Origin of the sequence: Mesorhizobium sp. M0195, assembly GCF_040322115.1 — a bacterium.
In the GTDB taxonomy this organism is placed as follows: Bacteria; Pseudomonadota; Alphaproteobacteria; order Rhizobiales; family Rhizobiaceae; genus Mesorhizobium.
In genome coordinates, this window is the sequence record NZ_JAMYSV010000001.1 from 674,894 (window position 1) to 699,577 (window position 24,684).

26 protein-coding genes are annotated in these 24,684 nt (G+C 65.1%); 14 read left to right on the plus strand and 12 right to left on the minus strand.

The genetic code is table 11. The annotated features are described in order from the left end of the window. Positions 1–26: 26 nt before the first annotated feature. The gene (locus NKJ12_RS03415) at positions 27–710 is read left to right on the plus strand and encodes an outer membrane lipoprotein carrier protein LolA (protein ID WP_352691687.1); all 684 of its coding nucleotides are present in this window, start codon (positions 27–29) and stop codon (positions 708–710) included. 134 nt (positions 711–844) lie between these two features. Further along, positions 845–1,651, plus strand: a complete 807-nt coding sequence (locus NKJ12_RS03420; RefSeq protein WP_352701265.1) for an exodeoxyribonuclease III — start codon at positions 845–847, stop codon at positions 1,649–1,651. A 20-nt stretch (positions 1,652–1,671) separates the two neighbouring features. On the opposite strand, the gene NKJ12_RS03425 is transcribed toward NKJ12_RS03420, so the two are convergent. Genes NKJ12_RS03425 through NKJ12_RS03435 form a run of 3 tightly spaced genes read right to left on the minus strand, consistent with a single transcriptional unit; the run spans position 1,672 to position 4,851 of the window. Next, complete coding sequence (locus tag NKJ12_RS03425) at positions 1,672–2,523, minus strand: TIGR01459 family HAD-type hydrolase (protein WP_352691691.1); 852 nt, start codon at positions 2,521–2,523, stop codon at positions 1,672–1,674. After that, positions 2,520–3,806 carry an FGGY-family carbohydrate kinase gene (locus NKJ12_RS03430; RefSeq protein ID WP_352691693.1) on the minus strand — a complete coding sequence of 429 codons (1,287 nt, stop codon included), beginning with the start codon at positions 3,804–3,806 and terminating at the stop codon, positions 2,520–2,522. Before NKJ12_RS03430 ends, NKJ12_RS03425 begins: the two co-directional genes overlap by 4 nt. A gap of 1 nt (position 3,807) precedes the next feature. Further along, positions 3,808–4,851 carry a class II aldolase/adducin family protein gene (locus tag NKJ12_RS03435; RefSeq protein WP_352691695.1) on the minus strand — a complete coding sequence of 348 codons (1,044 nt, stop codon included), beginning with the start codon at positions 4,849–4,851 and terminating at the stop codon, positions 3,808–3,810. A 226-nt stretch (positions 4,852–5,077) separates the two neighbouring features. On the opposite strand from NKJ12_RS03435, the gene NKJ12_RS03440 reads away from it, so the two are divergent. From NKJ12_RS03440 to NKJ12_RS03465, 6 genes are all read left to right on the plus strand, one after another. Next, a complete protein-coding gene (locus tag NKJ12_RS03440) occupies positions 5,078–5,860 on the plus strand; it encodes a DeoR/GlpR family DNA-binding transcription regulator (protein WP_352649392.1) in 783 nt (260 codons plus the stop codon). After that, positions 5,857–7,236: an FGGY-family carbohydrate kinase gene (locus tag NKJ12_RS03445; RefSeq protein ID WP_352691696.1), complete on the plus strand. Its 1,380-nt coding sequence runs from the start codon at positions 5,857–5,859 to the stop codon at positions 7,234–7,236. The genes NKJ12_RS03440 and NKJ12_RS03445 overlap by 4 nt, the downstream gene beginning before the upstream one ends. Next, a complete protein-coding gene (locus NKJ12_RS03450) occupies positions 7,233–8,777 on the plus strand; it encodes a sugar ABC transporter ATP-binding protein (protein ID WP_352701266.1) in 1,545 nt (514 codons plus the stop codon). The genes NKJ12_RS03445 and NKJ12_RS03450 overlap by 4 nt, the downstream gene beginning before the upstream one ends. Before the next feature lie 20 nt (positions 8,778–8,797). Beyond that, positions 8,798–9,775, plus strand: a complete 978-nt coding sequence (locus NKJ12_RS03455; protein WP_502896084.1) for an ABC transporter permease subunit — start codon at positions 8,798–8,800, stop codon at positions 9,773–9,775. 86 nt (positions 9,776–9,861) lie between these two features. Further along, complete coding sequence (locus tag NKJ12_RS03460) at positions 9,862–10,800, plus strand: ABC transporter substrate-binding protein (RefSeq protein ID WP_254817805.1); 939 nt, start codon at positions 9,862–9,864, stop codon at positions 10,798–10,800. Between the two features lie 112 nt (positions 10,801–10,912). Beyond that, the gene (locus NKJ12_RS03465; protein WP_352649396.1) at positions 10,913–11,806 is read left to right on the plus strand and encodes a sugar phosphate isomerase/epimerase family protein; all 894 of its coding nucleotides are present in this window, start codon (positions 10,913–10,915) and stop codon (positions 11,804–11,806) included. Positions 11,807–11,852: 46 nt separating this feature from the next. On the opposite strand, the gene NKJ12_RS03470 is transcribed toward NKJ12_RS03465, so the two are convergent. Continuing rightward, positions 11,853–12,308 carry a Crp/Fnr family transcriptional regulator gene (locus tag NKJ12_RS03470; RefSeq protein WP_352690298.1) on the minus strand — a complete coding sequence of 152 codons (456 nt, stop codon included), beginning with the start codon at positions 12,306–12,308 and terminating at the stop codon, positions 11,853–11,855. Positions 12,309–12,433: 125 nt separating this feature from the next. After that, a complete protein-coding gene (locus NKJ12_RS03475; protein ID WP_023680479.1) occupies positions 12,434–13,117 on the minus strand; it encodes a response regulator transcription factor in 684 nt (227 codons plus the stop codon). Positions 13,118–13,261: 144 nt separating this feature from the next. Between NKJ12_RS03475 and NKJ12_RS03480 the strand changes: the two genes are divergently transcribed. Beyond that, positions 13,262–13,798 (plus strand): L,D-transpeptidase family protein, encoded by a 537-nt coding sequence (locus NKJ12_RS03480; RefSeq protein WP_352509125.1) that lies wholly within the window; start codon positions 13,262–13,264, stop codon positions 13,796–13,798. A 76-nt stretch (positions 13,799–13,874) separates the two neighbouring features. Here the strand turns inward: NKJ12_RS03480 and NKJ12_RS03485 are convergent, their stop codons facing one another. Then, positions 13,875–14,114: a hypothetical protein gene (locus NKJ12_RS03485; RefSeq protein WP_254817801.1), complete on the minus strand. Its 240-nt coding sequence runs from the start codon at positions 14,112–14,114 to the stop codon at positions 13,875–13,877. 162 nt (positions 14,115–14,276) lie between these two features. Between NKJ12_RS03485 and gcvA the strand changes: the two genes are divergently transcribed. Further along, positions 14,277–15,197: a transcriptional regulator GcvA gene (gene gcvA / locus NKJ12_RS03490; protein WP_352509120.1), complete on the plus strand. Its 921-nt coding sequence runs from the start codon at positions 14,277–14,279 to the stop codon at positions 15,195–15,197. A 3-nt stretch (positions 15,198–15,200) separates the two neighbouring features. Here gcvA and NKJ12_RS03495 read toward each other — a convergent pair whose 3' ends face one another. The 6 genes from NKJ12_RS03495 to tsaD all read right to left on the minus strand — a co-directional run bounded on the left by NKJ12_RS03495 (position 15,201) and on the right by tsaD (position 19,294). Continuing rightward, positions 15,201–15,617 (minus strand): DUF1761 domain-containing protein, encoded by a 417-nt coding sequence (locus NKJ12_RS03495; protein WP_352509119.1) that lies wholly within the window; start codon positions 15,615–15,617, stop codon positions 15,201–15,203. 48 nt (positions 15,618–15,665) lie between these two features. Beyond that, positions 15,666–16,322 carry a class I SAM-dependent methyltransferase gene (locus NKJ12_RS03500; protein WP_352509124.1) on the minus strand — a complete coding sequence of 219 codons (657 nt, stop codon included), beginning with the start codon at positions 16,320–16,322 and terminating at the stop codon, positions 15,666–15,668. Then, complete coding sequence (locus tag NKJ12_RS03505; protein WP_352456302.1) at positions 16,319–16,744, minus strand: EVE domain-containing protein; 426 nt, start codon at positions 16,742–16,744, stop codon at positions 16,319–16,321. Before NKJ12_RS03505 ends, NKJ12_RS03500 begins: the two co-directional genes overlap by 4 nt. Positions 16,745–16,878: 134 nt before the next feature. Further along, positions 16,879–17,175, minus strand: coding sequence for a YciI-like protein (locus NKJ12_RS03510; protein ID WP_352509118.1), 297 nt, complete (start codon positions 17,173–17,175; stop codon positions 16,879–16,881). Between the two features lie 26 nt (positions 17,176–17,201). Then, a complete protein-coding gene (locus NKJ12_RS03515; protein ID WP_352509117.1) occupies positions 17,202–18,212 on the minus strand; it encodes an NAD(P)H-dependent glycerol-3-phosphate dehydrogenase in 1,011 nt (336 codons plus the stop codon). Further along, complete coding sequence (gene tsaD, locus NKJ12_RS03520; protein ID WP_352509123.1) at positions 18,209–19,294, minus strand: tRNA (adenosine(37)-N6)-threonylcarbamoyltransferase complex transferase subunit TsaD; 1,086 nt, start codon at positions 19,292–19,294, stop codon at positions 18,209–18,211. The genes NKJ12_RS03515 and tsaD overlap by 4 nt, the downstream gene beginning before the upstream one ends. A 101-nt stretch (positions 19,295–19,395) precedes the next feature. Between tsaD and hemC the strand changes: the two genes are divergently transcribed. The 4 genes from hemC to NKJ12_RS03540 all read left to right on the plus strand — a co-directional run bounded on the left by hemC (position 19,396) and on the right by NKJ12_RS03540 (position 24,650). After that, on the plus strand, positions 19,396–20,322 hold the full coding sequence (gene hemC / locus NKJ12_RS03525) for a hydroxymethylbilane synthase (protein ID WP_352509116.1): 927 nt from the start codon (positions 19,396–19,398) through the stop codon (positions 20,320–20,322). Position 20,323: 1 nt separating this feature from the next. After that, positions 20,324–21,031 carry a uroporphyrinogen-III synthase gene (locus NKJ12_RS03530; RefSeq protein ID WP_352509115.1) on the plus strand — a complete coding sequence of 236 codons (708 nt, stop codon included), beginning with the start codon at positions 20,324–20,326 and terminating at the stop codon, positions 21,029–21,031. Between the two features lie 503 nt (positions 21,032–21,534). After that, the gene (locus NKJ12_RS03535; RefSeq protein WP_352701267.1) at positions 21,535–23,025 is read left to right on the plus strand and encodes a COG4223 family protein; all 1,491 of its coding nucleotides are present in this window, start codon (positions 21,535–21,537) and stop codon (positions 23,023–23,025) included. Positions 23,026–23,033: 8 nt separating this feature from the next. Further along, complete coding sequence (locus tag NKJ12_RS03540; protein ID WP_352509113.1) at positions 23,034–24,650, plus strand: heme biosynthesis protein HemY; 1,617 nt, start codon at positions 23,034–23,036, stop codon at positions 24,648–24,650. The last annotated feature ends 34 nt before the right edge of the window (positions 24,651–24,684 follow it).

A 24,684-nucleotide genomic window follows, 5' to 3' on the forward strand; every position in this document is an offset into this window, starting at 1 on the left:
CAAGCAATCAGATGATGGTGACCGGCATGAAAAACGCAACTCTCGCCCCAAAAAGGGTTTTTGCCCCAACCCGCCGGCAGGTGCTCGGCCTCGGTCTGGTCCTGGCCGGTGCGGCGGCCGCCAATGTCGTGCCCGGCTTCCAGCTGCTGGCGTCGGCGCAAGCAGCGGTTCCGGCGACGGCGCAGAAGATCGCCGATCATTTCTCCTCGGTCAAATCGATGAGCGGCGAGTTCGTGCAGTTCGGGCCCAAGGGCGAGCAGACCGGCGGCAAGTTCTTTCTGGAACGGCCGGGCAAGATCCGCTTCAATTATGACGGCGCCTCGAACTTCAGGGTGATTTCCGACGGCAAGTCGGTGGTCATCCTCAACAAGAAACTGCGGACCTCCGACCTCTATCCGCTGTCGAAGACGCCGCTGAAGCTGCTGCTCGACGACAAGATCGATCTCTCGGGCGGACGCGTCAGAAGCGTCAAGGAAGAAAACGATCTCACCACCATCCAGCTTGCCGACAAATCAGTGTTCGGCAATTCGAAGATCACCATGATGTTCGATCCGAAATCCTATGAATTGCGGCAGTGGACCATCACCGATGCGCAAGGCAAGGACACAACGGTGATGATCTTCAACACCAAGGAGGGCGTCAGCTTCGCCCCCGACACCTTCGCCATCGATTATACGGCGAACCGCGAGCTGAACACCAAGACGCGGTAACTTTCTACTGCTGCGGGATGGCTTTTGCGCGTTGGTGCGGGCGGCTTGTTTTTGCGGTGCGCGGCTGGCAGTAGTTTCCGCGATTGACTTCCGTCGGAGCCATCCGGCGGATCTTGCGTTGTCCGGAACCCCACATGCCGTTTTCCGTCGCTACCTGGAACATCAACTCCGTTCGGCTGCGCATGCCGATCGTCGAGCCCCAGGTGGTCGAGCACGCGCCCGCACTGCTAAGCCAGCAAGAAAACAAAGTTCCGGACGAATTGTTTCCGGAGAAGGCGTTCCGCAAGCTCGGCTACGAGCACATCGCCTTCCATGGCCAGAAGGGCTATCACGGCGTTGCGACCATAGCGCGCCGGCCGATCGAGGTGGTCGAAAAGCGCCGCTTCTGCGAGATCGACGACAGCCGGCATCTGTCGGTCACCGTCAAGGCCGGCGGCAAAACGATCCTGCTGCACAATTTCTACGTTCCGGCCGGCGGCGATGAGCCCGACCCGGCCGTCAACCGAAAGTTCAAGCACAAGCTCGATTTCGTTGCCGAGATGAACGCCGTGCGGGCCGAGCATGACGAACACTCCGGCTCGATCCTGGTCGGCGACCTCAACATCGCGCCGCTCGAGCACGATGTCTGGTCGCACAAGCAACTCCTCAACGTCGTCAGCCATACGCCGGTCGAGACGGAAAATTTCGAGGCGATGCGGCTCTCCGGCGACTGGGTCGACCTGATGCGGCTCAATGTGCCTTACGAGGAGAAACTCTACACCTGGTGGAGCTATCGCGCCCAGGATTGGCAGGCCTCAAATCGTGGCCGCCGCCTCGACCATATCTGGTCGTCGCCAAACCTGGTGCCGCATTTTGCCGGCTACGAAATCCTGCGGCCGGCACGCGGCTGGGAACGGCCCTCGGACCACGTGCCGGTGATCGGGCGTTTCAACCTCGATTAGCTTTGTCTCGCCTTAACAACTCAACGAAACCTGAAGCTATCCGCGATGTAGTCGGGACGGGCGTTGAGCGCGGCGAAAACGTCGTCCAGGTCAGGCGCCCCCGCCAATATGCCCGACAGGACCAGCGTCGTCGCGATACCGACGCCGTTGCCGCCGGCGATGTCGTGCTCGACGCTGTCGCCGACGCAGACCACGCTGGCGCGCTCCGGGTGACCCACCAGTGCCAGCGCTGCCTCGAATATCTGCGGATTGGGCTTGCCGATGCGCGCCACGCTGCCGCCGAGGCTCTCATAGAGATCGGCGAGCCGGCCGGCGCCGAAGCGAGGGCCGACGGCAGTCAGCATGATCTTGTCGGGATTGGTGCAGAAGCATGGCACCCGGCGCGCCGCCGCCGGACCAAGAAGCCGGCGATAATGGTCGAGGTCGTAGCGATCGCCCTCGCTGGCGGAAATCAGCACCAGTTCTGCATCGTCGCCGTCCTTGGCCAGGACGAAGGGCAGGCCGTCGACAGCCGAACGGTCATTGTCGCGGCGGATCAGCAGGCATTTTGTCTGCGGGCGCAGGGCTCCGGATGCCGCCATTTGATGGAAGGAGCGCCACGCCACCTCGCCGGAGGAGACAAAGTGATCCCAGCTTCCCGGTTCGAAGCCGAGCTTCAATAGGCGGCGCTCATTGGGTTGCGCCCGCTTGCCGGAATTCGAGATCAGCACGATGGTCTTGCCGGCGCGCTTGAGTGCCGACAAGGCCTCGACAGCGCCTGGATAGGCGCTGGTGCCGTCGTGCAGCACACCAAATTGGTCGAGCAGGAATACCTGATAGCGCTCGGCCAGCGCGGCGATGCCGTCGAGGTGTTGAATTGCCTTGGCCGTCATAAAAGCCTCGCTGCGCTAGCGCCCATCAGCGCCAGCCGCGCCGTGCCGGCGGCGGCCTCCTCCGAAAGAGCCGGCACGAGAGCGACGCCAAGCTTGCGCTGCCGGATTGCCGTCCAGGCCGGATTGGCCGCTCCGCCGCCGACGCTCCTGACCGATGTCAGCCGGGGTGCGCCGAGTTCGGCAAGCCGGCGATAGCCGAGCGCTTCGATCGCCGCAATACCCTCGAGCATCGCTTTCAGATAATCGGCGTCGTCGGCGGGCCGCGGCTCGAGGCGCGGCGGCAGCGCCGGATCGGCTATGGGGAAGCGTTCGCCCGGCGCCGGCAGCGGGTAATAGTCGAGACCGGTCTCGGTCGCCGGGTCGATTTTTTTGCTGAGTTCGACAATGCGGGCGACGGGGAAATGCTGGGCCAGAACCTTGCCGCCGGAGTTCGAGGCGCCGCCCGCCAGATAGGTGTCACCCAGCCGATGGCTGTAGATGCCGAATTGCGGCGCCGAGATCGGCCGGTCGGAGAGAATCTTGATGGTCAGCGATGAGCCGAGCGCAGTGACGCCGTCGCCCGCCGCCGTCGCGCCGGTTGCCAGGAACGACGCACAGCCATCGGTGGTGCCGGCGACCACGACCACATCACGCGGCAGGCCGAACATTTTCGCGGCGCTGGCGGTGAGCGTACCCGTGACATCGCCCGGCCGCACGACGCCAGGCAGCAATTCCATGCGCATTCCGGTGGCCGCGATCCAGTCCGGCCAGCGGCGGGTTTCGACATCGTAGCCGGTTTTCAATGCGTTGTTTTCGTCGCTGCCATCGAAGCGGCCGGAGAACTGTCCGGCGATCCAGTCGGCCTGGTGCAGCACAGCGGCGACGCCGGGCAGGTGCTGGAAAGACAATGCCTTGGCGAGACCGGACGTCGCCCCAAGGGCAGCGCTCGTTGCCGGTGCTGCGCCGGCTATTTCACTCAGAATTGTGTGGTCAGCGACCTTGTCGTTGTACATCAGCGGTTCGGCCAGCGGCCGCCCGGCGCCGTCGACCGGCAGCAGCGTACCCGACGTACCGTCGACGGCGATCGAGCGCACTGCCGCGCGATCGATACATTTGAGCAGTTCCGCCAACGTCGCGCCGACCGCCTCCCACCAGATGGCGGGGTCGCGGCCGTTCGGCCCAAATCGCTCGAGGGCAATAGCGTAATGCGCGGCAATGGAAAAGTCCGGGCGCATGGCGACGGCGCGCGCGCCGGATGTACCGATGTCGATGCCGATGGCAAGCGGGCCAGACGAACGCGGCATGTCAGCTGCCTCCCGCATTGAGTTTCTGGCGATATTTTTCGGCGTCCCAGTTGATCAGTTCGTCATTCTCTGCCGCTGTCAGATAATTAAGCTTCGCTGCGACATCGACCCGCGCGGTCACATCGGCGAGGCAGCGCTGCATGGCGTCGGCACCGGCGCCCGCGTCGCCGCGCATCAACACGCCGAGGCCGGGAAACAGGATCGCCGCGGGTGCGGCGCCGCAGCGCTCGATGACGCGCTTCACACCCTCGGCCGGCCTCGCCACGACCGAGCCCTTGCCGAGAAAGATGACGTGGTCGGGGTAGAGGCTGCCGCCCGAAGCCATGCGGCAGCTTTCGGGGTCGATCGCCACCGCGTGCGCCTCGACATCCGCCGGCAATCTGTAGTCGCTGTCGCCGGCGCGCGCCATCAATGCCGCGGTGTCCGGCTCAGCCACCTGGCGCGGCGGCCGTGCCAACAGCCGGGTTACGCGGCGCAGCAGCATGCCTGCCTCAGCGACAGTGTCGGCTGCAACGACCAGGCCGTGGTTGCCGAGGATCAGTATGTCCACGCCTGGCCGCAGGCGCTCGGCGATGCCCTGGGCGAGCGGCAGTCCCGGCCGGCGATAGGGAACATATGCCCATTGGTGGCCGTCGAGCCGCCTGGCGGCCTCGGCCTCGCAGTCGGCCTGCACGGCCAGCGAAATGGTCTCGACACAGTGGACATGCAGAACGATGCGCTGCGGCATCAGCGCATGTACGGTGGTCTCGATCGAGGGGCGCAAGCCGCGCGGATTGAGGGCGCCGACAGCGAAGGCCTGTGGCTGTTCGGCGGTCGGGTCGCGTCGTTCGATGGCGTCGAGCAATGGCGGAATGCTGACCGGCACCATGATGTCCGCGGTGAGCGCGTCCTTCAGCCAGGTGCCGGAGGCCTTGATCCAGAGCGTGCCACCGGCTTTTAGCGAGGTGTTGCCGCCGGCGGCCTGGGTCAGATGCGGGTCGCTGCCAATCTCGGCGGAAAGCGACCGCAGCGCTGCCAATTCCTGCGCATCCGCACTGATCGTCATCGAAATTCCTCCACAAACCGGCCGCGTGGCCACGGCTTTGGACGCCCTGTTGCCGGGACGAAGACCGACGCTGGTATCGCAGATGCGAGTAAGTTACGTCAACAGTGATGTTATCGCGTCAAATCAGGCTTGCAATCCGAGGGCCGTTGAGTAAGTTGCACCAATTGCCGTGCAAAATGGCATGCCGTGCAGTGGCTTGGGAGGCAAGCACATTGGGAGGTAACGGTTGAGCGACTCCGGCCGCCAGCGTCAGATCGTCGAGCTTTTGCGGGACCGGCCTTTCGCATCGGTGCGCGAGCTGCAGGAGCGGCTTGGCGTGTCGGCGGCGACGGTGCGGCGCGACATCGACAAGATCGATGAGGCCGGCGAAGCGCGCAAGGTCTATGGCGGCATCTCGGCGCTCGATGGCGCTTCGCAAGCCGGCGTCGCCTATGCCAGGCCCTATGACGAGAACCGCGACCTCGCCGTCGAGGCCAAGCGGCAGATCGCCGCTCTCGCCGCCACCATGGTGCGCGACGGCGACGCGGTCATCGTGCATGGCGGTTCGACCTGCTTCCATCTCGGCGTCAAGCTCGCCGACCGCAATATCCGGCTTTACACCAACTCGATGCCGCTCGCGGCCTATCTCAGCGATCACGGCCATTGCAGTCTGACCGTTGCCGGCGGCGACCTTTACCGCGAGCCGGGCATCATCCATTCGCTGACGCAGACGGTGCCGTTCTACGCCTCGAAGTTTTTTCTCGGCGCGCAAGGCATCGGCCAGGAAGGCCTTCTGGAATCGCACCCGCTGCTGGTCCGCTCGATCGTCGAGCTCAGCCTCTGCGCCGACCAGATCGTCGTGCTGGCCGACAGCCGAAAACTGTCGATCCACGCGCGCAATGTGGCGCTGCCGCTGTCGCGGATCGGCACGCTGGTCACCGATGACGGCCTGTCCGAGACAGATGCCCGCATGCTCGAAGATGCCGGCGTCACGGTGAGGATCGCCGCTTCCTCGGGAGGCGCCCAGTGAACATCGCGGTCCTCGATTTCGGCAAGACCAATTCGAAGCTGTTCGTCTTCGGCCAGAACGGACAGATCCTAGACGAGCGCCGCACCCAGCCGAGCTGGATCCGCAAAGGCGGCTTCAGCGTGCTCGACGAGGCAACGCTGCACGACTGGGCGGCTCGCGCCATTGATGACGCCGTCGATACGCATGGCGTGGAAGGGCTGATGGTATCCGGCCATGGCTGCACCTTCGCGTTGATCGACGAAGCCGAGCTGACGCATCCGATCCTCGATTACGAGCAGGAACCGCCAGCTGAAATCGCCGCGCAGATCGACCGCCGCATTCCAGATTTTGCCGAGACCTTTTCACCGCGCCTGCCGCTTGGCTTCAACTACGGCCGCCACATGTTGTGGCTGAAGGAGGTGGAGCCCGGTGCCTTCGCCACAGCGACGTCGATCCTCGGCTACCCCCAATATTGGAGCTGGCGATTTGGCGGCCGGCCGGTGTCGGAGGTCTCCTATCTCGGCTGCCATTCGCATCTATGGGCGCCGCGCAAACGCGATTTCAGCTCGCTGGTCGATGCCGAGGGCTGGCGCGGCCAGATGCCCGCCTTCGAGCGTGCCGGCGCGGTGATCGGCGAGCAGCGCTTCAGCCGGGCCGCCAAGCCGGTCGCCGTCCACAACGGCGTCCATGACAGCAATGCTGCGCTCCATGCCTACCGCCGACAGCAGCTCGGGCCGGTGACCGTGGTCTCGACCGGCACCTGGGTGGTCGTGCTCAATCCCGACTGTCCGCTCGATGCACTCGATGGCGAGCGCGACATGCTGGTCAATGTCGATGTCGACGGCGGCCCGGTGCCGACCATCCGCTTCATGGGCGGCCGCGAATTCGCCACGATCAGCGCCGGCTGGCAGGGCGCAATCGCGCCGTCATCGGTACAACGGGTGATCGACGCCGGCATCATGGCGCTGCCGAGCTTCGCGCCCGGCGGCCCGATGCCGCACCGCCGCGGCGAACTGGTCGGGCGTACGCCCAATGCCGAGGAACGCGCGGCCGTGGCGCTGCTCTACGTCGCGCTGATGCTCGATCTGTGCCTCGAGCTGATCCATTCGGACAATACGGTGATCGTCGATGGCGGCCTGAACAATGGCGGGCTGCTTGCCGCGCTGCTGGCGCAATTGCGGCCCGGGCAGGCCTTCCTGCAGGGCGCAACGCTGGAGGGCAGCGCCACCGGTGCTGCCGCACTTGCCTTTGAAAGCGTCGGACGCGAGTTTGCCACCGAGGCGCCGGAGGCGGTGCATGCGGCAAGCTTCAGCGGCCTTGCCGGCTACCGCAACGACTGGCGCGGCCTTGCCGCCGACCGGGGCGTGGCCATGGCAGCCTCGGGAGGGGCACGATGAGCGCCGCCGCTCGGATCGAGACGGTGCGCCAGCCGGTGCTGGAGATGCGCCACATCTCGAAGACGTTCGGGGCGATCCGCGCCTTGCATGATGTGTCGCTGACCGTTCACGCCGGCGAGTTGCACGCGTTGATGGGCGAGAACGGTGCCGGCAAGTCGACGCTGATGAAGGTGCTGTCCGGCGCCTACCGGCCGGACCCCGGCGGCGAAATCCTGATCGACGGCGTACCGGCCGCCACCGGCGACCCGATCAAGGCGCGCGCCGCCGGCATTGCGGTCATCTATCAGGAGCTGTCGCTGGCGCCCAATCTGTCGGTGGCGCAGAACATCTTCCTCGGCAACGAGCCAAGACGGTTCGGCATCGTCGACCGCGAGCAGTGCAACCGGCGCGCCAGCGAGATCATCGCGCGGCTCGGCGTGGCCTTTTCGGCGCGCACCCCGGTCACCAGCCTGTCGCTCGGCGAGCGCCAGCTGGTGGAAATCGCCCGGGCGCTGTCGACCAATGCGCGCATTATCGTCATGGACGAGCCGACCACGTCGCTGACCTCGCGTGAGACCGACCGGCTGTTCGAGGTGATCGCGACGCTGAAGTCGCAAGGCATCGCCATCATCTACATCAGCCACCGCATGGAAGAGGTCTACCAGCTCGCCGACCGCGTCAGCGTGCTGCGCGACAGCGGCTATGTCGGCACGCTCGACCGCGCCGACCTGAACGCCTCGCGCCTGGTATCGATGATGGTCGGGCGCGATCTGTCGACCTTCTACAAGAAGGATCACCGCCCGCCGGACAGCAAGCGCGCCGTCGCGCTGTCGGTGCGCGGCATGTCGGACGGCAATCTCATAAAGAATTGTTCCTTCGACCTCCACAAAGGCGAGGTGCTGGCACTGGCCGGCCTGGTCGGCTCGGGCCGGACCGAACTGGCACGGCTGATCTTCGGCGCCGACAGGCACATCTCGGGCACGCTGGAGCTCGGCGGCAAACCGATATCCCTCGGTTCGCCGAGCGAGGCGCTCGATGCCGGCATCGCCTACCTGACCGAGGACCGCAAGCAACTTGGCCTGTTTCTCGACATGTCGATCTCCGACAACATCAGCATGGGCGTGCTGGCAAAGGACGCGAAGGCCGGCGGTCTGCGCGACTTCGCGGCTGCCGAAAAGCGCGCCGCCAAGGCGGTGTCAGACCTCTCCATCCGCACCAGCTCGGTGCAGGCCAATGCCGGCTTGCTGTCGGGCGGCAACCAGCAGAAGGTGCTGCTCGGCCGCCTGCTGGAAACCGAGCCGCAGGTCGTCATCCTCGACGAGCCGACCCGCGGCGTCGATGTCGGGGCGAAGTCGGAAATCTACCGGCTGATCGACAACCTGGCCAAGAAAGGCATCGCCATCCTGATGATCTCCAGCGAACTGCCGGAGGTGATCGGCATCGCCGACCGCGTGCTGGTGATGCGCGACGGCACCATTGCCGGCGAGGTGACGGCCTCGGAAGGCGAGCCGCTGCGGCAGGAAGCGATCATTGAACTTGCAACGGGAGCGGCTCAGCGATGACCGACAAGGTGGCCGACACGATGAAAGCGGACGACCGGGCGATCGGCAGAGGTACGAGGTGGCGCACCGCCATCGCCGCACTCGGCATGCTGCCGATCCTGATTCTGCTGGCGGTCGGCTTCCAGTTCATCAACCCGCGCTTTTTCACCCAAACCAATCTGCTGATCGTCATGCAGCAATCGTCGATCAACATCGTGCTGGCAGCCGGCATGACCTTCGTCATCCTGACCGGCGGCATCGACCTGTCCGTCGGCTCGATCCTTGCCGCCTCGGCGATGGTGGCGGTGATGGTGTCGCTGGTGCCCGATTGGGGACTGCTGGGCGTGCCGGCGGCCATTCTCGTCGGGCTCGGCTTCGGCATCATCAACGGGCTGCTGATCGCCTATATCAAGCTGCCGCCTTTCATCGTCACGCTGGGGTCGCTGACCGCCGTGCGCGGCGTCGCCCGCCTGCTTGGCCAGGACACTACGGTGTTCAACGCGGACCTGCCGTTCGACTTCATCGGCAACGGTTCGCTGTTCGGCATTCCGTGGCTGGTAATCATCGCGCTGGCGGTGGTGGTGCTGTCCTGGCTGGTGCTCAAGCGCACCGTGCTCGGCACCTGGATCTACGCCGTCGGTGGTAACGCCGAGGCCGCCAGGCTGACCGGCATCAAAGTGCCGCTGGTGCTGCTCTTCGTCTATGGCGTTTCCGGCCTTCTGGCCGGGCTTGGCGGCGCTATGTCGGCGGCCCGGCTCTATGCCGCCAACGGGCTGCAGCTCGGCCAGTCCTACGAACTCGACGCCATTGCCGCGGTCATCCTCGGCGGCACCAGTTTCGTCGGCGGCGTCGGCTCGATCTGGGGCACGCTGATCGGCGGCCTGATCATCGCCGTGCTGTCCAACGGGCTCATCCTCGCCGGCGTTTCGGACATCTGGCAGTACATCATCAAGGGATTGGTCATCATCGTGGCGGTCGCCCTCGACCGTTACCGGCTCCAGGCAGGAGCAAGAACGTGATGGCCCTTAGTCGCCGGCATCCAACGAGCCGGTTTCATGTGTAACGCACCGTGAGAGGCGCGGGGCATCAGGAGGAAAATAAAACAATGAAGACCATCGCTAAACTGCTCTGCGGCGTAGCCTTTGCGGCCGCCGTCATCGCGCCGGCATCAGCCAAGGACCTGAACAAGGTCGGCATCTCGGTCGGCCTGCTCGGCAACCCGTTCTTCGTCGCCACCATCAAGGGCATCGAGGACGCGGCCAAGAAGATCAATCCGAATGTGCAGGTGACCTCGGTATCGGCCGACTACGACCTCAACAAGCAGGTTTCGCAGGTCGATTCCTTCATCGCCGCCGGCGTCGACGTCATCATGCTCAACGCCGTCGATGCCAAGGCGATCGCGCCGGCGGTCAAGAAGGCACAGGCGGCCGGCATCGTCGTTGCCGCCTTCGACGTTTCGGCGCCGGGCGCCGACGTCACCGTGATGACCAACAACGTCAAGGCCGGCGAAGAGGCGTGCCAGTATCTGGTCGATCATACCGGCGGCAAGGGCGACTACGTCATCCTCAACGGCCCGGCCTCGTCATCGATCCTGGAGCGGGTCAAGGGCTGCAAGGACGTGCTGGCAAAACACCCCGACATCAAGATCCTTTCCGACGACCAGAACGCCGAAGGCTCGCGTGACGGCGGCTTGAAAGTGTTCCAGTCGCTGCTGACCCGTTTCGACAAGATCGACGCGGTCTTCGCCATCAACGATCCGACGGCGATCGGCGCCCAGCTTGCGGCCAAGCAGCTCAACCGCTCGGAGTTCATCTTCACCGCGGTCGACGGCGCGCCCGATATCGAGAAGGAACTCGCTTCCGGCACGTCGATGATCAAAGCCTCGGCCTCGCAGGATCCCTATGTGATGGCCGGCCAGTCGCTGACGATGGCGGCTGACCTGCTTGCCGGCAAGAAGCCGGCCGAGCCGACGGTACTGCTCGACCCGAAGCTGATCACGGCCGACAATTTGAAGGATTACAAGGGCTGGACCGCAGCTCGCTAAGCCTCCCAAGCCTGGTGCGGCCGGTAGGGCCGCACCTTTTTATCGGAGCAATGGATTGCCAAAAGCCGATTTGGACTTGGGTCCGCTACTCCTGGAATGACCGGAGACAATCATGTCGCGCATCGGAATCCACTCATTCGTCTGGTCGGCGAGCTCGGCGCAGAGCGACCTCGAGCGGACGCTGGCCAACACCAGGGAGGCCGGCTTCGACCTGATCGAATTCTCTTATCTCGACCCCGCCAATGTCGACATTGACGGCTTGGCCAAGCGGATCGGCGATCTCGGCCTCGGCGTCGCGATCAGCATCGGACTGCCGGCCGACGGCGATATTTCGAGCGCCGACAAAACGATTGCCGCGCGCGGAGTCGAAATCCTGAGACGTACGATCGCGCTGACCCGCGATCTTGGCGGGCAAAAGGTCGCCGGCATCCTCAGCACCAGCCATGGATTGCAGAGCGAGGCGCCGACGCGCGACCAGTGGAACCGCAGCGCCGGCACGCTTGCCGAGGTGGCCGAGACAGCAAAATCAGCCGGCGTCAGCCTCAACCTCGAGATCGTCAACCGCTTCGAAAGCAACCTGCTCAACACCGCCGCGCAAGGCATGGCCTTCATCGCGGACAGCGGCTCCGACAACATCTTCCTGCATCTCGACAGCTTCCATATGAACATCGAGGAGGCCGATGTCGGCTTGGCCATTCGCAACGCCGCAAGCAAGATCGGCTATGTCCATATCGGTGAGAGCCATCGCGGCTTCCTCGGCACCGGCAATATCGATTTTGCCGCGATATTCGACGCGCTGACCGCCATCGGCTACAGCGACGACCTCAGCTTCGAATCCTTCTCGTCGGAAATCGTCGATGAGAACCTGTCGCGGAAAACCGCCATCTGGCGCAATCTGTGGACCGACAATATGGAGCTGGCCAAACATGCGCGCCGCTTCATTGCGCTCGGACTGGAGACGGCGCGGCGCAAGGCCGAGCTTGTTTCCGCAACGCACCGGCCTTGAGAACTCGCAGTTCCGAAATCGATCTGGTTAGACCAGAGGCGCTGTATTAGCCGGCAAAACGCGGCCCAAGTTCCTCGATGCGGCGGATCATCGCCTGGAAGTCCTCCGAGATGCGCTGGTGCAGGTGAACCGCCAGCTCCGGGTATTCCTCAAGGATGCGGCGGAACATCTTGCGGCTGAGCCGCAGCACTTCCGAATCGATTTCGGCAGAGGCGCTGGTCAGCCGGTTGGTATCGGCGATCAGCGCCAGTTCGCTGAGCATGGTGCCGGGGCCGGCGGTGCCGATCGGGATGCGCTCGCCGTCGTGCTCGCGGTAGAGGACGATGCGGCCGCTGATCACGATATAGGCGCAATCGGCCTCGTCGTCCTCGCGGTAAAGCTTGTGGTCGGCTTGCAACCTGGTGGTTTCGGCGCCGAAGGCGAGCAGACGCAGCTGTTCCTGCGTAAAGCCCTCGAAGAGCCTCACGGTGGACAGGATGCGGATGTCGTCATCCAGCGCCATCTAGCTATGTCCCCGAACCGTCAGTCCGACTCCTCCCCTACGAGGCCGATCCAAAACCACCTCCAGCCTCAGGACCGTACCCGAAAAGCGCCCCGCCCGGATCGCTTATTTGAATAATGAAATGTTTAAGGAACCAGCTTGTAGCCGCCGCTTTCTGTCACGAGAATTTCCGCGTTGGAAGGATCGCGCTCGATCTTCTGGCGCAGCCGGTAGACGTGAGTTTCGAGGGTGTGAGTGGTGACGCCGGAATTGTAGCCCCAGACTTCCTCCAGCAGCACGTCGCGGGTCACCACCTTCTGGTCGGCGCGGTAGAGATATTTGATGATCGAGGCTTCCTTTTCGGTCAGCCGTACCTTGGCGCCGCGCGGGTCGATCAGAAGCTTCTGGCTGGGCTTGAACGTGTAGGGGCCGACCGAGAAAGTGGCGTCCTCGCTCTGCTCGTGCTGGCGCAGCTGGGCGCGGATGCGGGCCAGCAGCACGGCAAAGCGGAACGGCTTCGTCACATAGTCGTTGGCGCCGGCCTCGAGGCCAAGGATGGTGTCGGAATCGGTATCGTGGCCGGTCAGCATGATGATCGGCGCCTTGTAGCCGCCCTTGCGCAATATCTTTACCGCCTCGCGGCCATCCATGTCGGGCAGGCCGACATCCATGATGAGCAGGTCGATGAGCCCGCCGCGCGCCGTGGCGACGCCTTTGGCGGCGGTCGCTTCCTGCAGGACATCGAATTCCTCATAAAGCGACAATTGCTCGACAAGGGTGCCGCGCAGGTCGTCATCGTCGTCGACGATCAGAATGGTGCGTGAAGTCATGGATCAATCCGTTGTTTTGAAAAGAGATTTCAGTTGACCGCAGCCTGTTTATGCGGAAGCTGACCGGCACAACAGCCGTTCACAGTGATTTGTTCCGTGGCACGATCATACAAGAAAAAACACGATCGCAATGCAGTCGGCGCAATTTTGCCGAAAGGGCTCGCCGTGCTCACCGTGCGCGCGCGCCCAGGCCATGCCAGCCAAGGCTTTCTGCAGGCCGGCAAACTGGTGTTTCCATGTGCGCTGGGGCATGGCGGCATCTCGGCGGCCAAGCGCGAGGGCGACGGCGCCACGCCGCTTGCCTCGATGCGGATATTGTCGGGATATTTTCGCGGCGACCGTTTTGCCGGCGGCCGCCGGACGCGGCTCGCGATGACGCCGATTGGCCGCGACCTCGGCTGGTGCGAAGTGCCTGGGGACCGCAACTACAACCGCCCGGTCAAAATCCCCTATGGCGCCAGCCATGAGCGGATGCTGCGCACCGACGATCTCTATGACGCCTGCCTGGTGCTGGACTGGAACATTGTGCCGCGGCGGCGCGGGCGCGGCAGCGCCATCTTCTTCCACCTGGCGCGCCCCGGCTTTACGCCGACGCAAGGCTGCGTCGCGGTAACGGCTCGCACCATGGCGCGGCTGCTGCCGCTGCTGTCGGAACGGACGGTGATAAGGGTGGCAAGGTAGGGAAGAATAGTGAGCGAATTGGTCGGGAAGGATATTCGCGGACCCGCCGCTTAGCTTCACTACTCACTACACCGTCCTAGCGCTTCCTCGGCAGCTGCCAACCCGTGTCGAGAAGGCCGAGCCGACCGAGTTCGCGGTCCATGGCGCGTGCGATGTCCTTGCGTTCGCCGCCGATGTCGCGCAGCTGGCGATCAGAGAGATCCTCGACATTCTCGTAGGGAAGATTGACCGCGATTTTTGCGTAGCGAAACCAGTCAAGCACGGCGCGCAGCCAGGCCGGGCGGAGGGTAACAGGGCGCAAGGTGATGTCAGACATGGTGCAATCCGCTTCTCCGGACATCAAATCCGGTTTGATGTTTCTTCGATGACCAGATCATGACCGATTGAAATCAAAACGGGAAACGAGTAGTTTTTTCTGCATCTTCAAGTTTTTTTTGAGAATTGGAATGCTCGACCGAACTCTCCTCGTCTGGCACTAATGGCGCGCCTGCTGCCTGGAACCCGTGCGCTGCGGACGCTGGAGGCAGCGGCCCGGCATCTCAATTTCACCCGCGCCGCCGACGAGCTCGGCCTGACGCCGGCAGCGGTCAGCCATCAGATCAAGGAAATCGAGGATCAGCTCGGCATCGTGCTGTTCACACGCACCAGCCGCACGATCCGGCTGACCGAGGCGGGTGCGGTGCTGTTCGAAGCTTCGACCGATGCGCTCGACCTGCTTGGCCGGGCCGTCTCACGGGCGCAGAAGACGGCACGCGGATCGGCGCTGCTGAAGGTCACCCTCGATGCGCAATTCGCGACGAAGTGGCTGATGCGGCGCGTCGACGATTTTCGCAAGCAGCATCCGGCGATCGAGCTGCGTTTCGACATCAGCTACGAGGTGCGCGACTTCGATCGCGACGACGTCGATCTCGGCATCCGTTTCGGCACCGGCAAATATCAGGGGCTTCGCTCGCACCGGCTGTTCGAAAACGTTATCATTCCGGTCTGCAGCCCGGCCCTGTTGCGGGCCGGGCCGCCGCTCAAGGAGCCGCGCGACCTGTTTCATCATACGCTGGCGCATATCGAGTGGTCGCGCCAGGGCGTCACCTGGCCGAACTGGAGCATGTGGATGGCGGCGGCGGGCGTCGACGATTTCGACGACAGCCGGACCATCGTGTTCGGCAACTCGACGGATGCCGTCCAGGCCGCGCTCGACGGCAACGCGGTCGCGCTCGCCGATTTCGCCATGGTGGCAAACGACCTTTCGGAAGGTAGGCTGATCCGGCCGTTCGAACTCGGCATCAAGGTCGCGCCCGAATTCGCCTATTTCCTGGTCTATCCGGAGACCGCGGCGAATGATCCGCGCATCGTCGCCTTTCGCGATTGGCTTCTCGAGGAAATCGCCAGGACCCCGAGCTGACGGTCAGCCCGCCGCCGCGCCGAACCAGCCGATCACCGCGCCGATGAGAAGCAGCACGCCGAGCCAGTGACCAACATCGATGAGCGTCAGATCCCAGCCGAAACCTTCGTAGCGATGGTTGACCGAAAGCGTGGTGGCGACGAACCCCAGCCAGAGAACGAAGCCGAAGATCACCCCGGCAAGCAGGCTCGGCTCGCCGCCGGTCACGGCGCCGATGATCAGCGACATGACCAGCGCCATGACGAGCTCCGCGATGAAGGAGACGACGAAGGGCAGCATCGATTTGCTCATCGTCGCCGGATCAAGCTTGGCGGCCTTCAGCCACGGCTTGCTCAAGCCCATGTACCAGGCCCCGCCGAACAACCACGCCACGACGGCGGCGACGATTACCGCCAGCCAATTGATTGCTGAAAAATCCATGGTTCCCTCCGGTCGATTGCGCGATGGAACGCCTGTTCGGCGATGCCGTCAAGCAAGGCGCCAGACGGTGGTGCGCTTGACCTCGGCGTCCTCCAGCGCCCGGGTCACCGCCACTTCGTAGACGTCAAGCGGCTCCAGCCCGGTCTTCGGCAGATAGGAGCGGCCGGGATCGCCGACGAGAATGTCGGCACCGCGCGCCCTCAGCCGGGCGAACCACGGCATCAGCCTGTCGGCGAAAGTTTTGTCGTAGAAGACGTCGCCGGCCAGCACCACGTCCCAGCCGGCATCGCTGCCGATGCAGTCGCCGATGAGGAATTTTATCTCGGTCCCATTTGCCTCGGCATTGAGGCGGATCGCGGTCGCGCAGAACGGGTCGATATCGGCGGCGATCACCTCGGCAGCTCCGGCCTTCACCGCGGCAATGGCGACAACGCCGGAGCCGGAGGCGAAGTCCAGCACGCGCTTGCCGCGCACCGCCGCCGGATTGTCGAGGATGTAGCGGGCAAGGCCTTGGCCGCCGGCCCAGGCAAAAGCCCAGAAGGGCGGCGGCAGGCCGATTTCGGTCAGCTCGTCCTCGGTCCGCCGCCACAGTTCGTGCGCCTCGTCGGCCAGGTGCAGGCGGATCTCCGGCACATGTGGCGGCGCCATCAGCGCCGTGTTGTCGAGGATGAATTTCCTGGCGCTGTCCGGCGTCAGCGCCGTCATGGCGCCGGCGTCAGGCCGCCCATGCGGCAAACCTCTTGCCATTCGGCCGGCGTCACCGGCTGCACAGACAGCCGCCCGAGCCGCACCAGCGCCATGTCGGCCAGCTTTTGATTGGCCTTGGCTTGCTCCAGCGTCACCGGCTTCGGCATGGCCTTGAAGGCGCGGATGTCGACGCACTCCCAGCGGGGATCGTCGGTGGTGCTGTCCTGATGGGCCAGAGCGCAGACTTCGGCGATGCCGACGATGTCCAGCCCGTCATTGGAATGGTAGAAGAAGCCGAGATCGCCGATCTGCATCGCCTTCATGTTGTTGCGCGCCGCATAATTGCGCACGCCGTCCCATTGCGTGCCGGCCTTGCCCTTGGCCTTGAGGTCCTCGAAGGAGAAGACCGAAGGTTCGGATTTGAACAGCCAGTAGTTCATTGTGTTGCTCCTCCTCAGGTGCCGCCGCGACTAAAAGCGCGTCGCGTTCGACCGGCCTCATGCGACGCGCTTTAGGTTCTTGTTGTATGCATGTCGCTATCACAAAACCGCTGCACACTTTTGCGCGACATGCATCAGATATCCGCCGGCTTGTTGAAACTCCAGTTCCACTGCCGGATTTCGACGCTTTCGAACAGCCCTGCCTTGGTATAGGGGTCGGCCGCCGACAGGGCTTTTGCCGCAGCCAGATCAGGCGCCTCGACAACGGCGAGAGTGCCGTTCGGCTTGCCGTCGGCGTCGAGGAACGGGCCGGCGAAGGCCAATTTCTTGTCGCCGTTCAGCCCTTCCAGGAAGGCAAGGTGCTTGGGCCGCGTATCGAGCCGCACCTGCAGCCTTCCTGGCTTGTCCTTGCAAATCAACGCAAACAGCATCTTTCCATCTCCGCAATCGTTCGCGATCACATGTCGGTTTCGGTCTTGAGTGGCCTTGTCATCAACGCCGACACAGCCTGGTCTATGGTTATGGTGCCGTCCAGTATGGCGGCGACGGCGGCGATGATCGGCGCGTCGATCCGGCGCTCGCCGGCGATGCGGGCGGCGATTGCCGCCGTCGGCACGCCTTCGGCCAAAGGCAAGCCGGCAAGCGGCTTGCCTTGCCCCAGCGCCAGCCCATAGGCGAAATTGCGCGACTGCGCGGACGAGCAGGTGAGCAGCAGGTCGCCGAGGCCGGAAAGCCCCATCAGCGTCTCCGGCTTGGCGCCAAAGGCGGCGCCGATGCGGCGCAATTCGACGAAGCCGCGCGTCACCATCGCCGCCTGGGCGCTGGCACCGAGCCCGGCGCCGGTGACGGCACCCGCGGCAATGGCAAAGACGTTCTTCAGCGCGCCGCCGATCTCGACGCCGATTAGATCGTCGCTCGAATAACAGCGCAGATTTTCCGCCGAAAAGCGGGCGGCAAGGTCGGTGGCCAGAGCCTCGTCGCGGGCGGCGACCACGACGGCCGTCGGCAGGCCCCTGGCGACGTCGGTGGCAAAGCTTGGGCCGGACAAAGCGGCGACCGGATTTGCCGGCAGTATTTCCTCGGTGATGGACGATAGCAGCGCGCCGGTGTCGCGCTCGATGCCCTTGGCGCAGAGGACCAGCGGGACGCCTTTCGGCATATGGCTGGACGCGGCCGTCAGCATAATCCGCAACGATTGCGCCGGCGCTACCGCCAGAACGCAGTCGGCACCGTCGAGCGCCGCCTCGATGTCGCTCGTCGCCACGATGCCGGGATCGAGCGCGATGCCCGGCAGATAGCGCGGATTTTCGCCACGGTCGACCGCCGCGACGGTCTCCGGGTCGCGCGCATAGAGGCGGACGAAATGACCGGCGCGCAGCGTGGCCAGCGCCAGCGCCGTGCCCCAGGCGCCGCCGCCGAGCACGGCGACGCGCCAGCCGCTTGGCGCCTTGTGCTCGCTGCCGGTCATGCCTTGGCCCCACGCCGGCCCGAGCCGACCATCGGGGCCGAGATGCTGTCCAGCGGCCAGCGCGAGCGCGGCACGAGATCGGCGGCGTTTTCACCTGATATGCCGGCGCGCAGGCGCTCGATGCCGGCCCAGGCGATCATCGCCGCATTGTCGGTGCAGAGGTTGAGCGGCGGCGCGACGAAGCTGAACCCGGCCTGCTCGCAAAGACTCTGCAATGTCGCCTTGATGGTCCGATTGGCGGCCACGCCGCCGGCGACAACCAATGCAGGCTCGGCTTTGTCCGGGAATTGCTGACGGAACCGGGTCAGCGCCCGCGCAACACGGTCGCCCAGCGCATCCGCCACCGCCGCCTGGAACGAGGCGCAGATATCGGCAACATCCTGATCGCTCAGCGGGGCGATCGCGGTTGCCGCCTGGCGCACCGCGGTCTTGAGGCCGGAGAAGGAAAAATCGGGCTGCACCGAGCCCTTCATCGGGCGCGGAAAGGCGAAACGCGTCGCGTCACCGGTTGCCGCCGCCTTCTCGACATTCGGTCCGCCCGGATAGGGCAGGCCGAGCATCTTGGCCGTCTTGTCGAAGGCCTCGCCAAGCGCGTCATCGATCGTCGTCGCCCAGCGCTGGTAGTCGCCGACGCCGCGTACGGCGACGATCTGGGTATGACCGCCGGAGACCAGCAGCAAGAGGTAGGGAAAGTCGAGCCCGTCGATCAATCTGGCCGTCAGCGCGTGACCTTCGAGATGGTTGATGGCGATCAGCGGTTTTTTGGCTGCCGCGGCGATTGCTTTGGCCGTCATCAGGCCGACGATCAGCCCGCCGACAAGACCGGGACCGGCGGTGGCGGCAATCGCATCGATATCGGCGAGGTCGACGCCGGAATCGGCGAGCGCTGCTTCGATGATGCCGTCGAGCGCCTCGACATGGGCGCGCGCGGCGATCTCCGGCACGACGCCGCCGAAAGCGGCATGCTCCTCGATCTGGCTGAGCACGATGTTCGACAGGATTTGCGGCGTGCTGCGACCGTCCAGCGCCACCACGCTGGCGGCGGTCTCGTCGCAACTCGTCTCGATGCCCAGAACGCGGATCAATTCGTCGCTGTCCAAAAATCGTACAGATTGTACTGTCGGCCTTTCCCCGATAGGAGAAAACCCGAAAACCTGCCGGGGGTTATCACGGACGGCGCGTCATGCAAACAACCTTGAAAATCGGAACACGCGGCAGCCCGCTGGCGCTGGCGCAGGCGCATGAAACGCAGGCGCGACTGATGGCGGCGCATGGCATGCCGGCGGAAGCTTTCGAGGTGGTCGTCATCTCGACCAGCGGCGACCGCATCCAGGACCGGCCGCTGTCGGAAGCCGGCGGCAAGGGCCTGTTCACCAAGGAGATCGAGGAGGCGCTGCTGGCGCGCCGCATCGACATCGCCGTGCATTCGTCGAAGGACATGCCGACGCTGTTGCCCGAGGGGCTGGAACTGTCCGCGTTCCTACCGCGCGAAGACGCGCGCGATGCCTTCATCGGCAAGGCGGCGCGAACGATTGCCGGCCTGCCGCAAGGCGCCAGGGTCGGTTCGTCGTCGCTGCGGCGCCAGGCGCTGATCCGGCGGATGCGGCCGGACGTCGAAGTGGTGATGTTTCGCGGCAATGTGCAGACGCGGCTGCGCAAGCTCGACGACGGCATCGCCGACGGCACCATCCTCGCCTATGCCGGGCTGAAGCGGCTCGGGCTCGAAGACGTGGTCACCGACCTGATGCCGCTCGAGGTCTTTCCGCCGGCGCCGGGGCAAGGCGCGATCTGCATCGAAAGCCGCATCGGAGACCGCGACGTGGAACAGATGCTGGCAGCGATCCACGACGGGCCGACCGGCGAGGCGCTGGCCTGCGAGCGCGCCTTCCTGGCGGCGCTCGACGGGTCCTGCCGCACGCCGATCGCCGGACATGCGACGATATCGGGCGGAACGGTTTCCTTTGCCGGGCTGATCATCTCGCCCGATGGCACGCAGTCGCATGAAGTCAGGCTGCAAGGGCCGGCGCAGGAGGCGGCGCGCATTGGCGCGGAAGCCGCGGCGACCGTTCGGGCCAGGGCCGGCGAAACATTCTTCGATGGCTGGACCTGACATGCTCCGCGTCCTTGTGACGAGGCCCGAACCGGGCGCGTCGCGCACGGGGCGCCGGCTTGCGGATGCCGGCTTTCAGCCGATCCTGCTGCCATTGACCGGAACCGTGGCGCTGCCGGTCGATGCCGGCGCGCTCGCTGACGCCGCGGCGGTCGCGGTCACCAGCGCCAATGCCGTTCGCCATGCGCCGAAAGAGGTCATCGCGGCGCTCGCCGGCTTGCCGTGCCACGCCGTCGGCAGGAAGACGGCGGAAGCCGCCCGCGCTGCCGGGTTTCTGTCGGTCAGCGAAGGCCCGGGCAATGCCGAGGCGCTGGCCGATGCGCTTGCTGGCGGTTACGCGGGGCAGACGATCGTCTATCTCTGCGGGCGAGTGCGATTTCCCGGCTTCGAGGAAGGGCTGTTGGCGTCGGGCGTTCAGGTCCGCGCCGTCGAGACCTACGACACCGTTGTCCTGGATTACTCCGACGAGGCCGTTCTTGCGCGCCTGTCCGCCCAGCCGGTCGAGGCGGTGCTGCTCTATTCGGCCAAGGCGGCCACCGCTATGCAGGCCCTGGCTAGCCGGCCGGCGCTGCGTGGTGTTTTTGAAAAAACGCGCTTTTTCGGATTATCGGGGCGCATCGCCGCGGCGTTGGGCGACGTCGCCGAGATCCGGATTGCGCCTGAGCCCAGCGAGGATGCGCTGCTGGGACTTTTGCAGGCGCCGCGCTGACCGGCATCCGCCGCTGCTCTGTGCCAGCTTGTTCCAAACGTTGGCGCCGCCCCTCACCTGCCTGCCGGCATCCTCTCCCCGTATAGTGACGGGGAGAGGGTGCCTTCGCCGAGGATTTCGCCAACCTCCAGCGTTGCAGAAGAAGCGTCGAGACTCGTGAGAGCCCTTCTCCCCGTCACTGTACGGGGAGAAGGGCCCGGCAGGGCGATGAGGGGCAGTGCCAACGTGGATGACTGCGCTCGGGGCACATTTTGTTCTTGCTTTGTGCCGGCAGCTATGCTACTAATTTGGTTATGGTGCTAATTGGCTCCAACGACCCGCCCGCCGAGGCGGGTTTTTTGTGTGCCGAGCATGGGCCTTGGCTTGACACGTGGATTCGGCCCTGCGGCGTTTTGCCAAAACTGAACTCCAAGCCGTGGCGTCATCACGCCGCCCCTTTTCACCGCTTGGTGATGTGCTAGACCCTTCAAACCATCCCGAAGCGAATTTTGCGGAGCCCGAGCATGGTCAAGACGCCGAAGATGCGGCATTCCAAGAGCCGCCGTGAGCCGGTGACCATCGAGCTTGAGCCTGGCGCCGTCTCGCGAGTCGCCGACGAACAGGATGCCGTGACCTCGCAGACCGACGAGGCGCGGGCCGAGGAAGCGGCGAACGCCTCGCAGCCGGAGCCACCTGAAGAGCCGGTGCATGCGGACCAGACCGATCTCGAGCCATGGGAACATGCCGACGCAGCCGCGCCGGCCGGCACGCAAGAGCCGGCGGACGCCGGCGTCGATTCTGCCAGGGAAGCGGAAACCCCTTATCCCGCCGGTTCGGATGCGCCGGCCGGGCGCTCCACGGTTTCCGACTACAGTTTCGAAGATGCATCCAGAGGAACCGGGGCCAACGAACCGGGGATCCCAGGTTCCGGCGAGAAGACAGCTGAGACGAGGGACGACCATATGGCAGCGCAGCCGAAGCGAAGCGGCATCAACGGCATCGCCGCCGGTATTATCGGCGGCGTCATCGCCCTCGCCGCGGCCGGCGGGCTGCAATTTGCCGGCCTGCTCGGTGCGCCGGGGTCGGGCGGCGTGTCGCTCGACGCGGTCAATGGTGAGATCGTTTCGCTGAAACGCGAGGTCGCGGACCTCAGACAGGCCGGCGCCAACAATGACGCATCGGCCAAGGTGGACGGGCTGTCGGCGGCGCTGGATCAGGTGAGGGCGGACGTTGCGACGTTGAAGTCGGCGGTCGAGCAAGGCGGTGCCGGCGACAATGCCGGCCTGGCGGCACTTGGCGACAAGGTAAGGCAGATCGAGACGGCGGTTGCGGCCCTCGGCAAGGCCGGCGGCACGGCGCCGGTCGATCTCGGCCCGCTCAACGAAAGGCTGGCCGCGCTCGATGCGCTGGTGAAATCGGCCGGCGACACGGCAAAGGCGCAGGAAGGCCGGCTTGCGGCCCTGGAACAGTCGGTTTCACAGATCTCGGGCAAGGTCGATGCACAGGCTTCGCAGCCGAAGATCGCACTGGCCATTGCCGCTTCGGCGCTCAAGGCAGCGCTCGACCGTGGTGCACCGTTCGCCGCCGAACTCGAAACCTTTGCCGCGATCTCACCCGATGCACCCGAGATCGCGACGTTGCGCACCTATGCCGAAAAGGGCGTCCCGATGCGCTCCGAGATTGCCGCCGAAGCGGACGCCGCCGCCAACGCCATGGTCGCTGCCGCGACGCCCATCGACCAGAATGCCGGCATCCTGCAGAAGCTGCTGTCCAGCGCCGAATCGCTGGTCAAGGTCAGGCCGATCGGCGCCGTCGAAGGCACTGGCGTTCCGGAAACCGTCGCGCGCATGGAGGTCGCGGTCAACCAGGGCGACTACGCCAAGGCGCTCAGCGAATACGAAACCCTGCCTGAGGCGGCCAAGGCCGCCGGCGCCGACTTTGCCGGCAAGCTGAAAGCGCGGATGGAGGTCGAGACGCAGATCGATTCGCTCATCGCCGGCGCGATGAAGGCATGAGGAACCCAATGATCCGCATCCTCGCCTTCCTTGCCGCCGTCTTTGCGCTCGGGCTCGGCTTCGCCTGGCTGGCCGACCGGCCGGGCGAAATGCTCGTCACCTTCAACGGCTATCAATACCAGGTCAGCCTGATGGTCGCCGCGGTGGCGGTCGTTGCCGTGGTTGCCGCGGTGATGATCGTCTGGTGGCTGGTCAAGGCGCTGTGGAACAGCCCCTATACGATCTCGCGCTATTTCCGCGTGCGTCGCCGCGACCGCGGCTACCAGGCGCTGTCGACCGGGATGATCGCCGCCGGCGCCGGTGACGGCGCGCTCGCCCGCAAGAAGACCAAGGAAGCGGCAAAGCTGATCCGCTCCGATCAGGAGCCACTGATCCAGCTGCTCGACGCGCAGGCCTCGCTGCTCGAAGGCGACCATGAAGGCGCCCGCGAAAAGTTCGAGACCATGCTCGATGATCCCGAAATGCGGCTGCTCGGCCTGCGCGGGCTTTATCTCGAGGCCGAGCGGCTCGGCGACCGCAACGCAGCCCGCCACTATGCGGGCCGGGCCGCGGCGGTGGCGCCGCAACTGGCCTGGGCGGCCGAATCGACGCTGGAAGACCTGACCGGGCGTGGCGACTGGGATGGCGCGCTGAAACTGGTCGATGCCCAGAAGTCGACCCGGCAGATCGAGCGCGATGCGGCCAACCGGCGTCGCGCCGTGCTGCTGACTGCCAAGGCGCAGGCGCTGATCGACAGCGATGCCAATGCTGCAAGGGCGGCGGCGCTCGAAGCCAACCGGCTGCGGCCGGATTTCGCACCGGCGGCGGTCGTCGCGGCGAAATTGCTGTTTCGGCAGAACGACGTGCGCAAAGGCTCGAAAATCCTCGAGGCGGCGTGGAAGGCCGAGCCGCACCCGGAGATCGCGGAGCTCTATGTCCATGCCCGGCCGGGCGATGCCGTGCTCGACCGGCTGAACCGGGCAAAGAAGCTGCAGGAGCTGAAGAAGAACCATGCCGAGGCCTCGCTTGCCGTGGCGCGCGCCGCGCTCGATGCGCAAGATTTTGCAACCGCCCGCCGCGAGGCGGAAGCCGCCATCCGCATGGATCGCCGCGAAGGCGCCTATCTGCTGCTGGCCGACATCGAGGAGGCCGAGAGCGGTGACCAGGGCAAGGTGCGGCAGTTGCTGTCGAAGGCGGTGAGAGCGCCGCGCGACCCGGCCTGGGTCGCCGACGGCGTCGTCTCCGAACGCTGGGCTCCGGTATCGCCGATCACCGGCAGGCTCGACGCATTCGAATGGCGGGCGCCGATGGAGCGGCTCGGCCAGTTGATCGACAGCCATGAAGAGACTCCGGAGGGACCGATGCCGGCCATCGCGGCTCCAGCCAAACCGGTACAGGAAACAGCCGAGGCGATCGAGCACACAGCCGTTGCTGCCGAGACACCGGGCACAGCGACCGAAGTGAGGACGGAAAACCGTGCCGCCGAGGATCATGTGACACCAATTACCGCGGCGGCGTTTGCCCAAGTGCCGGAAGATGCCGAAGCCGTCGAGCCGGCGCAGGAGCTGACGCGGCTGCCCGACGATCCCGGCGTCGATCCCGACGACGCGGCGGACAAATCGACGCGCCGGTTTCGTTTGTTCTGATAAGGGTCGAGTGGACCCGGGCTTATTGGGAATG